We start from the raw sequence: 12,837 nt of genomic DNA, 5'->3' as shown, positions 1-12,837 counted from the left end.
CTAAGAATAGAAATATTTTGAATCCAAAGTCTCGCTCGTCGGGCAGGGCGAGATCACGAACGTTTTTTGAACAAAAGCTGATTATTTTTAACACTAAACTTGTATGGTAAACGCCCGCGGCGCTATCGATTGAGAATGATGTAGTATCATAATCAAACTTAGTGAGTAAAAATCATACACTCATGCGGTTGCCCTGGCTCGTCGGGGCTTTGTTATTAATGATGTATCAGATAAAGGGGTCAGAGCCCATTGGCCTTTAGCTCAATAACAAGTGGGGTCAGAGTAAACTTTATTTATTAAGGGGCCAGAGCCCATTAGCCTTTAGCTAAAAATATAACATCAGGGATGAATATGAAACAAATTACGATAGTGTTATGCCTGCTGACTTTAACCTTATTTAGTCAGTTGGCTTTTGCTGAGAACCAATCAGGAAAAGTCGTGCGGATGAATCTTTATGGCGGTGAGTGGAGCAATAGCTGGAAAGGGGGCATGTTGTATAAGTTAGATACTATGCCTGCTGGTATTAGCTACTTTACTGTGAAGCATGCAGATATCGCGTTCGATCAATTTTTTGCTCTATTATTAGCGGCTAAACACGCTGATAGCTCGGTTATTGTCACGTTTAACGCTGGAGCTCAAGATGCAAATGGGTATATCAATACCTTAGCCATTTCTGATGATTAGCTTTAAGTCATAGATAAAAGGGATGTTGAAATGAGGTTTTTATTATTAGCACTGCTGCTGATAAGCAGTAATGCGTTAGCCACCTGTATCGAGCGGGGCTGTTATAACGTCTATGTTGAAAGGCTTTATATTAATGCTTCTGGGACGGTTTATGTCGGCACCAGTGGCGATGAAACCTTGATGTCATGTGCGGCGGTATCCAATATTTACAGTACGTTTAAAACCACGGATGCTGGCGCTGATATGATTTTCTCTGCATTATTAGCGGCACAAATGGCTGACAAAAAAGTCTCTGTCCGAACTGATGATAATTCTGCTGGCTGTACTATTCGCTATGTGACGATTGATAAACAATGATGCGATAAGCATTCATACCGTTTTATGGTTTTTGGACGTTTGTGTAGCAGGAAGTTTGGATGCGTAGTTTACGTTTATTGTTAGTTTTAGCCTTTTTATTTTTACCACATTCTGTTGAAGCTAAGCGTTATTGGCCCAGTCAGACGTTGACAAATTGGACATTAAGTTTAAATAACGGCGTGGCTTACATCAGTTCATCTCAATTTGCGGATCACTGCAATTATAGCCGTGGTCAGATTAATATGAGTGGCACCGAGTTTAACCGTGCTCTATATGCCTATGCGCTGTCGGCCAAAGCGAAAGGAAAGAGCTTGAGGTATGTTATCGATAATACTCAGACAACATGCATTATCACGGGCTTACAGGAAGTTAATTAGTGGTAGTTGATTAAACTGGCTATCAATTTTATTGAATTAAATGGATTTTACCTATGAAGCATATTATCACGGCAGTGTTTGCTATCTCTGCTCTTTTCATATTGACCAGTGATTGTTATGCCGGGGCTTGGTCTACTCCCGCCATTCCGACGCATATAGAGATTGAACGTGGTGGTGGGTTTATGGTTCATGGTGCCTTTGGCAATGCTGCCAACTGTACTCAGGAGAATAAATTCTACGTTAAAAGTGATCACCCTCAGTACGATAAATTGTATGCAACCGTATTAGCGGCTTATATGGCAGGGAAGAAAGTAAGACCCTATATACATACCTGTGAGCCAGTAACGTGGCATTCAACCACTGCAGTCACTTATAACATCATGACGCGTTCTGGTGCGCTATATATTTTTGATTAACATTAGGCAGTGCTTATCAGCTTAGCTGGTAAGGTGTAGTTTTAGTCAATAGAGAAATATAATAACAATGATTAAGTCCATTATTTTAGTGCTACTTTTGTCATTTGGCGCGACTGATTGCTTTGCGGAAACTGAGTCTACCGGGCAAACTACCATAAAGCGTTTAGTTTCATACAATCAACAAGGTGATGTCATTTTTACCGTGAATAACCCTTCAAGCAATTGTTATGGATATTGGATCTCTAAATCTGATGCGGGTTTTGATGCTAATTTGAGTATGGTTTTGGCCGCTTATCATGCCAAATCCCCTGTTAGGGTGTATGGGCTTAATCATATTAAATGGAGCGGGAGCAGTAATTTCTGGTGCAAGCTCTATGCTATTGAGAATACAAGATAATTCTATGAAGATATTTAAAAGCGGTTTTTATATTCTTACTTTTCTCTTTATGTCAGTCGTTGCGCATGCTAGTGGCGGAACGGGCTCTGGCTTGATAGAGAACATTTATGTCAATAATGGTTGGACCATGGTACATGTGCCAAATATCGAGAGTAATCCAGACAATTTCCCCAGTGTCAGTTACTTTGCGCTTAGACCCAGTGATGCAAACTATTCAACGCTACATTCAACGTTACTGGCTGCGTTTATGGCTGAAAAACCAGTGAGATTTTGGCTTAATGGTTGCAGCGGACAGAATAATAACCATCCTAGAATTGTGAGTGTTTGGATATATAAATAGCCCATGACGCTCATGACAACACCAATATCCATAAGAATAAAAATAGAAGTATAACGCATGCTACTTGACATAAATGTTAACAAGGCGAGTAAACTCAAGACGTTTCTGCTGTTAACTGGGGCATTTTTTAGTTCAAACCTGCTGGCTGCTGACATTAATTGCAATGGCAAGGTCACTGTGGTGATGGATTACCCCAATACCTGTGATGGCAATACAGCCTTTAAAACAGATGGGTCCAAAGGGAAGTGGGTGTGTCCTGCATCAGACAAAGGTAACGCGTTAGTTTTGGCGGCAGTAATGTCGGGTAAAATTGTGAGTGTGTATATCAATAGTCAAAATGGCGCGTTGACCTGCGCTAATCTCCCGAATTACGTGAAAGCCAAATATGTGATTATCTATCCATAGAAACCGTTTTAGCACTGCTTAATATATTGACAAGGATGTTGTATGAACCAAACAATCAAATATCTCATCGTGTTTGCGCTCTGTCTTTTGCCTATAACGGCGAGCGCCGCTGGCAGTATTGCATCGGGACATATTACCATGATGCTGCTTTATGATGGCCATACCGGCGTATTGTTAAAGCACACCAACCTTGCAGACCCTGACAGTTGTGGTCGTAGCGATTACATCATCCTGCCTGACACTTATTCGCATTTTAGTGAAGCTTATTCATTGCTATTAGCCAGCTACATGGCCGATAAAAAAATCAGCTTTACGGTTTCTGGCTGCTATCAAGGGATCCCCGCGATTCAACATATATCTTCAGTAAAGGGATAAGTATTTCTATGAAAAATCTGAGGATATTTTCCCTTTTATTGTTGGTTTTCCCTTGTCTTGCTAGCGCTAATTATACCTGTGGGGGAAATGTCGTAGGATTAACCTTATCACCAAAGAATGGGTCGGTGTCAGCATCTCAAATAGGCGAGCTTGTATGGCCAATTCTGTGCTCAGTGTCTCAAGAGTTGAATGGTGTACCGCCTGACAACTGTAAAGTGATTTACTCAAGCTTATTGAGCGCACAGCTGGCACAAAAGACCGTTATGTTTTGGTTTAATGACGGCAAAGACTGCACGACAAATAGTCACCCTGCATGGTCCACACTCAGTGGCTGGTACTTTGGGCCGAGGATCGATTAAGGGTATTCAATATTGGTAACCCAAAGGACAGTGAAATGATGTTGATGGTTAAACTGGGGATACTTGGGATGGTAATTTCATTATGCATGGTAAATTCAGCTTTTGCGGGGACAACATGGGCTACAGGGCTAGTGACGTCACTGATGGCGTCGGCAATGTCTCCTGCGATTAGGCTCACTGGTAATATCACGCCGGATAATTGTGATGGCGGCAGTCATGGTTGGATTTATTTTAATGGTACACCAGAGGAGCAACACCGGGTGTATGCTACCGCCCTCGCGATGTCGTTATCGGGTAAGACGATTACTGTTTATACCAATGGCAATGGCGCGCAATGCAAAATCATCAATATTCAAATTACCTCAGGGTTGAATTAACTGATGAACAAGAGGTTATGCGCTGTGCTTATGATGGGGGATGCGCTTCAATGGCACGGGCGGGTAATGACTCTAGGTATAGAGGCAAGGTTACGAGTATTTATCTTCATGAATGCTCGAACGCGCCTGACTTCGGTATTGAGCTGGAGGGACCCCTGAACCCTGTGGTACCCATTTGGGGATATGTTCTGAGGCCGGAGAGCTTGAATTAGCGCCATTTTTAGCTACTATTGGCGGCTTCGAACTCGGCAAAGGACGTTGAGAACTGTAATGCCGATGCGTCTGACTGCGAGCGGTGTCACGGGCCATATTCGACCTTCAATGTTGTTAAAATTAAATAAATGTCAATGAGAGAGTGAATGGATGGAGCGTCGATGAAATTAGTCACTGTGTTTATATTGGGCTGTTTAATAAGTGGTGCCACTGATGCACGCGACATTGCTTATGGCACGTTAACGGGAATCAAGCTGTATGACTTCTCTAATAGTAAAGTCATCAAGGTGCACTTTGCTGCGAGTGCGAGCCATCAAAGTGAGGCGTCGTGTAAAGGGGTGGGGACGATTACTTATGGGCAACACGATGATGCCGTCATTAATCAGATGCTCAGCGTTGCGATGGCAGGTTACATGTCAGGTGAAAAAGTCAGGGCATATTCCCGGCAAAATGGCAGCTGTGAAATTGATCTAATTACCCTGCAGAAAACCTATTTTTAGCCAGCTATCTATGCTGTGCAGGATTAAATAGATGGGTTGTCAATACGTAGAAAAGAGAAATACCTACAAGGAGTGTCGAGTGAAAAAGTTAATGATGTTAATGCTGGCCAGTTTTACGGCGTTAGCATCCGTTCCAGTTTGTTATGATGGTTATTGCCAATATCATGGCAAAGTGAGCCGGATTTACGTGAATTCAGTCAATCTCATTTTGTTATATTTTGATACAGCAATGGATCCTGGCGAAGGAAGCACCGCCAGTATGTCACTGACGACAGGCGCCGCAGCAGCGGTAAAAATGTCTGATAACCCGGAGTTTGCCAAGTTGTTTTACTCAACGGCCCTGGCTGCGCAAGCCTGTCAACGAAATGTGCAAATTCAGATGCGCGGCACTATCAGTGGTTACATGAAAATAGACCGTATTTGGTTGTCGGAGTAATAAGTAAGTCATGGTTGGACTGAATAAAGAGTTAGCGGTCAGGAACAAGAATGAACAAAGGAGTTTAGTGTGGGTAAAATCCCCTTTTTAGTGATGTCATCGTTGGCTTGTTCTACGGTCTTTGCGTCTGAAATTGTTGATACGACAATTACTCGACTTATGATGGATAGCACCTACGGCCAAAAGGTCTTTATTAAAACAGCAGGCGTGGTGACGAGAGATAATTGCCATTCAACAGCGACCTGGGATTATGTTTTGTCAACAGACAGTGAGTTTGGTAAGCAGGTCTACGCGCAATTGTTAACGGCATATGCCGCTAAAAAAAAGCTAAAACTAGTTGGATCAGGTGTGTGCATCGTCAATGGTAGTATCGAAGGGCTTAAGCGGTTGGAGCTGTATTGATTATTCGCTTAACATATCAAAGCTAGATGCAAATAAGCCATTCGCAGATGGCAGCAGGGAGCAGAAAAAATCTGATATTCACTCTCTTAAGCCGCCTAATTAATGCTGTAACATTTAGAAATATCAGATCAATAACAGGGAAGTGGTATATGTTTTTTCGAATAATCATTTTATTTAGCTTGATAATGCCTGTTATTACTCAGGCTGCAGAGAATCATTGTGGTGATATCCAGAGGTTAAGGGTATGGGCTGGTGGCAGTGATACTTACGGTATTTGGGTCGAATACAAGACTAATCCAAGCCAATGTGCCGGAGGTTTTTATATCCCCATCAGGGCAGTAATAAAGACTATGTATTTAGTCTTGCATTAGCCGCAAAAATGGCTAAAGAGCGTATTTGTATCCAAGTCATCAGCCATAGTGCTGATATACAAAATCGTTGTCGTATTAATTACATTATGAATCCATAGAGATAAAAAATGAAACCATTTATATTATATTGTTTTGTCTGATGCTGATGAGCTTCTCTTCGAGTGCCGTTTGGTTAGACACGGCCGGCAAGGTGAATAGCATGACAACCTATGCTGGCAGAGATACGATCCTCATTAACTTAGACTCACCAGGTACTGCAGTTGAGGCGTGTTCCAGTGCGTCGACTTTTGCTATCAGTAGCGCAAATACGCCGGAGCAGCGGACTAGAATGTGGCCGCTCAGGCTGCTGGGAAACGTGTCACAGTATCCTACAGTGATGTTGGCAGTTGTGAACCATGGGGATCCACTCAAAATGTCTATCGAAAAATCACCCGATTAACCTTGTTAAATTAAGGACATAATTTTGAAAAAACGCATTATCCTGCTTAGTTTGATTGTGGCTCAACTTGTGGTTGGCTGCTCTTCTTTTTATGGGGATGAGTCTTCAGCTGTTGCTGTTCATTTTTCAGAACCTAATCGCATACAGTTTCAAGGCAAAGGAGCCGGCGCTGGTTTCGCTTTAATGTCGACAATGGGGCCGGTCGGTATCGCGTTAGGCGTTGCCATTGATGTTGGGATTGCCAAAGATATCCAAGAGCCTGCAAGAGTCAGTGGTTTTGACATGAACTCATATATTTCCCAGAGTATCGAGACTCAGTCTCAAGCTGCTTGGAAGGCTGTTTTTTTGGGTGAAGCAAGCCGTGATTTAACTGCTGAATTTCCAAATATAGAGATAAAGCGATACGGCTTTAAAACGACGGGAGGGGCAAATGATGCGACATCGGCCGAGCTGGTTATCCTGGTGAAGGTCAGTCAGGCAGAGCAATTCGAATATCACTATCTAAATGACTTCATTGCCACTGACGAAAATTCGCAAAGAGATGTTATCCCCAGTTATCCATTAGCCGATCTGAAAAGTGATGGCGCATTGTCAGTTTTATTGATGAAGCAGGCCGTAGATAGCGTGATGGCTAAAGTGGTAGACAGGCATTTAAATCTTTAGCCAGTGCTCAGCAAGGGACAGTGATTAACGTCATGGTGTGGGATGAAGGCTTGCATTGGTTTACACTTCTTACAGGTGAGAAGGGGAGAATTGAGCGTCCTGAATGTTCAGCAACTCATAGCTATTGGATGACCAAAGATGAGAACACTCGTTATGGCCAGAGCCAATTCAGTATGTTACTTGCTGCGTATATGGCTAAAACGCCAGTAAAGATAACGGGAAAGCATAGCTGTACACGCTGGGGTGATGGAGAGGATATCTCTACGGTTCAGCTGCTGACACATTAATGAATTTATATTTGGAGTCTTGATGAAGTATCTGGTTGTGTTTTTTACTTTGTTACTTGCATTGCTTTGGACGTTTGACGCTCAAGCTTGGGATGGTGCGGTTATTGGACAGGTTAATACTATAGATGTTACCCACGGTAAGAACTATGGTTTTCGAGTCACTCTTGAGGGGGCACCTAAGCTGTGTGGCAATGACAGTGGTTGGGCATACTTAAATGACGATGATAGTAATTATCAAGTTTTTGTCAGTGTGCTTCTTGCGGCAAAAATGTCTGGTACTACGGTTCGCCTCTATACCAATCAAGAAAAGACGTCCGGCAATGATTATTGTCATATTGGCTATATCTCTGTTAATTAAAGGCTCGAGTATTTTGATGGTTAAAGGAACTGAAAAATGCGTGTATTAATTTTAGGTTTACTCATGTTCAGTAGTCATTGTTTTGAACGGACATAAACTAGAGTTAGTTAAGGTTTGAGAAGATCATTATTCACTGCATTTTCGGTGAATAGAAGGGTCAGCAGGTAGCAAGATTCAGTTTGATTAAGTGGCTAGTACTATGACATTGAAATGGGTTTTATCGGTGCTGTTCGTTTTGAGCTCATTTTGCTGTCGGGCGAATGTCTGGAGTGATGCTAAGATGCCATCTCCAGCGCCCCTTTCGGTGCATCAATCAGATGCCAGTTCTGTAGAGCACAGCTATGCCATAGGTTCGTACGCTAACGGCTGTTTAGCGGGAGCGGCGGCTCTGCCGTTAGCTGGGGAGGGATATCAGGTCATTCGTAGCTCGCGCAATCGCTTTTATGGCCATCCAGATCTTATCGCGTTTATTCAAGGTTTTTCCAAACAAATACATACATTCTCTTATCACAATCAGCAGTCATCTGGTTATCAGGATCTCTTGATCGCTGACATTTCTATGCCCAGGGGTGGGACATTCACCTCGGGTCATGCCAGTCATCAGATTGGTCTGGATGTGGATATCTGGTTTAGGCGCGCCGCTCAGATGCAAACCTTAGCGCGCAGAGAGTCTCCCGAGGAGTTGGATGTCGTCAATCAAGGGGCATTTAAACTCAATGATAACTGGCAAGAAGCGCATGCCGAGATGATTAGGCTGGCGGCCTTAGACCCTAAGGTGGCCCGTATTTTCGTTAATCCGGTGATTAAACAAGAATTATGTAGGAGAAGCTTGCAAGTTTCTCTCTCTGGAAGCACTAAATCGAAAGAGTATAGCTGGCTCAATAAGGTGCGCCCCTGGTGGGGGCATTCCTTCCATATGCATGTGCGTCTGCATTGCCCGCTCGGTGATAGCCTGTGTCGAAATCAGCAGGCTCCAAGACCCGGTAGCGGCTGTGAAGATATCGGTTGGTGGAAGAGGCAACTATCTGGAGTGAAGCAGCCTACAGATAAGACCAAAAAGCCTGAGGCTAAACATGTAAGAGTTAAGCCAGAGCAGTGCGCGCAGCTATTAAAGTAAAAAGTCATTGAATTATCGCTATTTGAATCACTTTCACTGGAATTCCTATCGACTCTAACGAAGCAAGTGCTGTGATAGGGAATAAGGAATGAGGGGCAACCTATTTCAGGACGGGACACGGGACAAAAGGTAGAAAAAAGGCGAATCGATCATCGATTCGCCTGTTCATTTTAAGTTAAGCCAGAGGTTAGCTACTCAAGGCGTAACCGCCCTTGAGATGGGCGATATTACTAAACCCTAACCTTTGCATGGCTTGGGCAACTACGAGTGAGCGACTGCCACTGCGGCACACTAATACCCACTCGTTGCTTTTATCGGCTTGATGCTCTTGAATAAATTGTACTAAGCGTGTCATAGGCACATTAATACTCTTGCTTGTTTCTACAGTATCCATGCCGAGGGAGTGCTGCAGCGCGTATTCGTGAGGCTCACGGATATCCACTAATTTGATCTTGTTTGACTGCCCGAGTTCTAGCTTAAGACTGGAAGCGTCGTACTCCTTGATGGCCAATTTATGGCAATCGGACGTATAGGCGCCGCACATGATCTCGGTGCCAACTTCATCATTAAGGTTTGCGTCTAAGTTTGCTTTTCTACTGACAAACTGGCTCTCGGTGACTTGGCCTTTAAGCACATCATCGAGCAAAGAGTTACGTGTCACTTCGGCCATCAAGCTGGTGGTAAACTCGTTGTTATAGTCATGGCTGGCACAAAGTAAGGTGTTGGGGCCGATTAACTGTTCGAGTTGTTTTAAGCTGTGGAACATTTTATTTGAACTACTGGACTTGAAGTTGGTTCTGCCCAAGCTTCCCATTAGTACGGTATCACCACAGAAGGCGAATCGGGTCGAGCTTTTGAGCTTAGTGATGTCAGATGTTAACAAGAGGCTGATGCTGTCATCGGTATGACCCGGTGAGGCGACTTTTAAAAGAGATAGCTCACCTAGTTTAATCATATCGAGTTCTGTGTCATCAAGCTGTATTTTTTCACTCGCCTCAGGCCAACCTAAGTGATCACATTTTTGATGCTTGAGGTGCTTCTCGGCCAAGGCGACGCGGCCCGAGATATGGTCAGCATGACCATGGGTATCGATAATGGCGATTGGCGAGAGTTGCTGGCATTCGAGCAGAGTATTGATACGTTTCTCTAGCTCGGGCAGTGGATCGATAATCAGTGCCTGTTTCGTTTTCAGATCAGCGTAAATCCAGGTGCAACTTGCTCCGCCTCTGAGTTGTACTAAACCATCGAGAGGGGCCTTATCATCGTTTAATTGAGTGTCATCTAACATCAGGCAACTGTGGGTTAAGGCGCTGGCGGCAAGTTGAATTCTGTCACAGGCGGCGTCAACCTCGGTTTGAGTCATAGCTGGACCAAAAGAGAGGCGAATCGCCGACTCACTCTGCCAGGCGGGTAAGCCCATGGCATCGAGTACGAAACTGCGGGTGACCTTAGAGCTACAAGCCGAGCCTGAGCTGACACGAATATTAGCGGCATCGAAGAGATCCATGAGCTCCTTGCTGCTAAATCCTGGAACGGCGAAGTTAAGCGTAGTGGCTACACTGTTTTCGAAGCTGTGATTAAATACGATCTCAGGGAAAGCCGCAGTAAGACTCAATACCAGTTGTTGTCTGTATTGTTCAAGTTTCTCAGCAGTCGAAAAACAGGAGTTGTCATGGTCGAGTAGCATTTCGAAGATCACATTGAGGGCGGCAAGTCCAGGTAGGTTTTCTGTGCCTGAACGTAATCCGCCCTCCTGACCGCCACCTGCGATAAAGGGAGTGAAAGGAGCAGAGTCGCGAATATAGATGAAACCAATGCCTTTGGGGGCATAGAGTTTGTGGCCGCTAAATGGGGCGTAGTCGATACTGGTTTCGCTCAGCTTTAGCGGACGCTTCCCCAGAGCCTGAACGCAATCAACCATCCAGAATATATCGGTATTGTGACTACGAATCGTCTGTTCGAGCCGCTTGAGATCTTGATATACACCGGTTTCGTTATTGACGGCCATGGTACAGATCATCAAGGCATTAGGGACTTCGCGTGCGATGAATTCTAGATCTAAGTTACCTAATGAATCGACGGGAATGGATTTAATCTCGGCATTGAGGCCTAAGATACTATTCCAATGTTCCAGTGAGTTTGGTACGGCTTTGTGCTCGGTGGCACCATAAAGAATTGTGTATTGTTTTCCTAGTTCGATATTTTCTCTGGCCTTGATAAGAGCAGACAGAATACCGGTTTGAATCCCTTCGGTAGCGCCACTGGTGAAGATGAGTTTACCTTGGCCTGTCCCCAGTAATACCTTAGCTCGCTGTCTGGTTTGCTCCATCAAGTTCTTGGCTTGAAGACCTGTGATATGGCTGCTACTTGGATTACCAAACAATTCTTCCATCGCTTTCAATGCAGCTTGTGCAGCTTGGGGAAGTACAGGTGTTGTGGCGTTAGCATCTAGGTAGATCTGGCTTAAATGGGCTACTTGACTCATAAGGGCACTCGTCTTGTTGTTTGTTTTTTCGTTATACAAGTGCTCAATAAATAACATTTATATAACTATTTAATATATGTAATTCGATGTGGTTATATTAGCAGTTTAGCTTAAATGATCAAGATCACGTTTTTAGTTTTTTTAAGTACTGGAAGTATTGATTGATGAGCCCCTATTGGAGCTCATTATCTCAGCAATGTCTGTGATCTCTTGCTGGTTTAGTGTTGGAATTTGGCCTTGACCGTTTCGATCAAGCTATTCCATTGGGAATGAGGTTATCACGACTTCTACGCCCGTAGAGGCGAGCTTTCAAACTCCGCCTTACCGGCTAGTCCTGCGGTGATCACAGTGTCGTTATTAAACTGTACAGCTTTGATGTCTCGTAGGGATTCGGGTGAAATCGCCGTTTAAGTTATATTTTTACTTTTATTACGACTTTACGTACTCGTTGAGGCGATGTGCTAGTACCGGGCATATGCATGTCTTGGGGGAAGAAAATGGCAAACATGCCGGCTTTAAATGGGATAAAAGCAGCTTCACTTTTATTGTTCTCATAATCGAATTCGGCGTAATCATGCTTGGCAAAGTAGGGTTTTGAGGGTGTCTGTTCTGCTAACGGAAGGTAGCCGAACTCCTCTTCACCACTCACCACATATTGCACGTCGATATACTGCTGGTGGACCTCAAAGGGTTCAACTTCTCTGGGTTTAGTCTCGTAGTCATTGACGATAACGAAGAGGTTTTTACCATCGAGTTCATAGTTACCGATATCCACTTTGGTGAAGTCTGTCTCGGCTAAATGAGCTAAAGCTGCTGCTATTCGTGGGCTGATATGTGAGTAAAGGTCTTTGTTATTTAAGGTGTCGACGATCATATTGGACTCTGACTAGTTTGCTATTTATGGCACGAGTTTAGCGTTCATGCCATTTTATACAAGAGCAGTAATAAATCAGAGCACAGGAGAGTCATGGTTTAGATAAATAAAGGACTTAAGGTGCTAGCGCCAAGTATTTAGCGTCTATTTATTAGGTATTAGGTATTAGGTATTAGGCAAGATTTTATCTCAAAAGGAATATTTCGTTTCTCGAAAGCCACTTTCAGTTGTTTAGTTATTTTTGACTTAGGCTTTAGTGGAAAACTTATCTTGCCCTTGGTGGCGTGGATATACAGCTGGTCACCGAGTAAACGTACCGAGTTGATCTCATCATATTTGACTGACAGGTTTTTTGCTGGCCCCCAATCACTCTCTAGAGAAAGCTTAATAAATTTAACTGAATTAGCGGTAAATTGTATCTGTTGTTGCCAGATAAAATATATCCAACTGATGCAGGTGCAGATAAACAGTAGCGGCACTACAAGATCCCAGCCTGAGTCGAAAGAGCTGACCTTAATAATGTATGATATGTAGGCCGTTGAGACAATTCCTATGATCATGCATAGGGTTTTGAAGGGGCGAATCTTGGTGTCTTCCATCTTTGA

At 43.6% G+C, this 12,837-nt stretch carries 20 protein-coding genes; 17 read left to right on the top strand and 3 right to left on the bottom strand.

Annotation, left to right across the window (positions count from 1 at the left end; genetic code table 11):
• Nucleotides 1-351 precede the first annotated feature (351 nt).
• The 17 genes from FM037_RS24605 (at nt 352) to mepA (ending at nt 8,873) form a co-directional block, all read left to right on the top strand.
• Nucleotides 352-684 carry a hypothetical protein gene (locus FM037_RS24605; RefSeq protein ID WP_229381012.1) on the top strand — a complete coding sequence of 111 codons (333 nt, stop codon included), beginning with the start codon at nt 352-354 and terminating at the stop codon, nt 682-684.
• Between the two features lie 30 nt (nt 685-714).
• Nucleotides 715-1,041, top strand: coding sequence for a hypothetical protein (locus FM037_RS24600; protein WP_144048169.1), 327 nt, complete (start codon nt 715-717; stop codon nt 1,039-1,041).
• Nucleotides 1,042-1,100: 59 nt separating this feature from the next.
• Entirely contained in the window at nt 1,101-1,418 is a 318-nt protein-coding gene (locus tag FM037_RS24595; protein ID WP_144048168.1) for a hypothetical protein, read from the top strand.
• A gap of 53 nt (nt 1,419-1,471) precedes the next feature.
• Nucleotides 1,472-1,834 carry a hypothetical protein gene (locus tag FM037_RS24590; RefSeq protein ID WP_144048167.1) on the top strand — a complete coding sequence of 121 codons (363 nt, stop codon included), beginning with the start codon at nt 1,472-1,474 and terminating at the stop codon, nt 1,832-1,834.
• A gap of 296 nt (nt 1,835-2,130) precedes the next feature.
• On the top strand, nt 2,131-2,571 hold the full coding sequence (locus tag FM037_RS24580) for a hypothetical protein (protein WP_185976902.1): 441 nt from the start codon (nt 2,131-2,133) through the stop codon (nt 2,569-2,571).
• 57 nt (nt 2,572-2,628) lie between these two features.
• Nucleotides 2,629-2,976, top strand: coding sequence for a hypothetical protein (locus FM037_RS24575; protein ID WP_229381011.1), 348 nt, complete (start codon nt 2,629-2,631; stop codon nt 2,974-2,976).
• Between the two features lie 42 nt (nt 2,977-3,018).
• Complete coding sequence (locus FM037_RS24570; RefSeq protein ID WP_144048165.1) at nt 3,019-3,351, top strand: hypothetical protein; 333 nt, start codon at nt 3,019-3,021, stop codon at nt 3,349-3,351.
• Nucleotides 3,352-3,664: 313 nt separating this feature from the next.
• Complete coding sequence (locus FM037_RS24565) at nt 3,665-4,087, top strand: hypothetical protein (protein WP_185976901.1); 423 nt, start codon at nt 3,665-3,667, stop codon at nt 4,085-4,087.
• Nucleotides 4,088-4,461: 374 nt separating this feature from the next.
• Complete coding sequence (locus FM037_RS24560) at nt 4,462-4,800, top strand: hypothetical protein (protein WP_144048164.1); 339 nt, start codon at nt 4,462-4,464, stop codon at nt 4,798-4,800.
• Nucleotides 4,801-4,879: 79 nt separating this feature from the next.
• Entirely contained in the window at nt 4,880-5,236 is a 357-nt protein-coding gene (locus tag FM037_RS24555) for a hypothetical protein (RefSeq protein ID WP_144048163.1), read from the top strand.
• A gap of 69 nt (nt 5,237-5,305) precedes the next feature.
• Nucleotides 5,306-5,638 carry a hypothetical protein gene (locus tag FM037_RS24550; protein WP_144048162.1) on the top strand — a complete coding sequence of 111 codons (333 nt, stop codon included), beginning with the start codon at nt 5,306-5,308 and terminating at the stop codon, nt 5,636-5,638.
• A gap of 149 nt (nt 5,639-5,787) precedes the next feature.
• Complete coding sequence (locus tag FM037_RS24545; RefSeq protein ID WP_144048161.1) at nt 5,788-6,009, top strand: hypothetical protein; 222 nt, start codon at nt 5,788-5,790, stop codon at nt 6,007-6,009.
• 199 nt (nt 6,010-6,208) lie between these two features.
• A complete protein-coding gene (locus tag FM037_RS24540; RefSeq protein ID WP_221937445.1) occupies nt 6,209-6,448 on the top strand; it encodes a hypothetical protein in 240 nt (79 codons plus the stop codon).
• Between the two features lie 24 nt (nt 6,449-6,472).
• On the top strand, nt 6,473-7,111 hold the full coding sequence (locus FM037_RS24535) for a hypothetical protein (protein WP_144048160.1): 639 nt from the start codon (nt 6,473-6,475) through the stop codon (nt 7,109-7,111).
• Nucleotides 7,112-7,131: 20 nt separating this feature from the next.
• Nucleotides 7,132-7,398 (top strand): hypothetical protein, encoded by a 267-nt coding sequence (locus FM037_RS24530; RefSeq protein ID WP_185976900.1) that lies wholly within the window; start codon nt 7,132-7,134, stop codon nt 7,396-7,398.
• 22 nt (nt 7,399-7,420) lie between these two features.
• Nucleotides 7,421-7,756: a hypothetical protein gene (locus tag FM037_RS24525; RefSeq protein WP_144048159.1), complete on the top strand. Its 336-nt coding sequence runs from the start codon at nt 7,421-7,423 to the stop codon at nt 7,754-7,756.
• A 199-nt stretch (nt 7,757-7,955) separates the two neighbouring features.
• A complete protein-coding gene (gene mepA, locus FM037_RS24520; protein WP_144048158.1) occupies nt 7,956-8,873 on the top strand; it encodes a penicillin-insensitive murein endopeptidase in 918 nt (305 codons plus the stop codon).
• A gap of 187 nt (nt 8,874-9,060) precedes the next feature.
• On the opposite strand, the gene FM037_RS24515 is transcribed toward mepA, so the two are convergent.
• From FM037_RS24515 to FM037_RS24505, 3 genes are all read right to left on the bottom strand, one after another.
• Nucleotides 9,061-11,358 carry an aminotransferase class V-fold PLP-dependent enzyme gene (locus tag FM037_RS24515; RefSeq protein ID WP_144048157.1) on the bottom strand — a complete coding sequence of 766 codons (2,298 nt, stop codon included), beginning with the start codon at nt 11,356-11,358 and terminating at the stop codon, nt 9,061-9,063.
• Nucleotides 11,359-11,770: 412 nt separating this feature from the next.
• Complete coding sequence (locus FM037_RS24510; RefSeq protein WP_144048156.1) at nt 11,771-12,232, bottom strand: YhcH/YjgK/YiaL family protein; 462 nt, start codon at nt 12,230-12,232, stop codon at nt 11,771-11,773.
• A 158-nt stretch (nt 12,233-12,390) separates the two neighbouring features.
• Nucleotides 12,391-12,831 carry a hypothetical protein gene (locus FM037_RS24505; protein WP_144048155.1) on the bottom strand — a complete coding sequence of 147 codons (441 nt, stop codon included), beginning with the start codon at nt 12,829-12,831 and terminating at the stop codon, nt 12,391-12,393.
• Nucleotides 12,832-12,837 lie beyond the last annotated feature (6 nt).

Origin of the sequence: Shewanella psychropiezotolerans (genome assembly GCF_007197555.1) — a bacterium.
Taxonomy (GTDB): Bacteria; Pseudomonadota; Gammaproteobacteria; order Enterobacterales; family Shewanellaceae; genus Shewanella; species Shewanella psychropiezotolerans.
The sequence above is the reverse complement of the archived record's forward strand: the minus strand, read 5'-3'. Positions and strand labels throughout refer to the sequence as shown.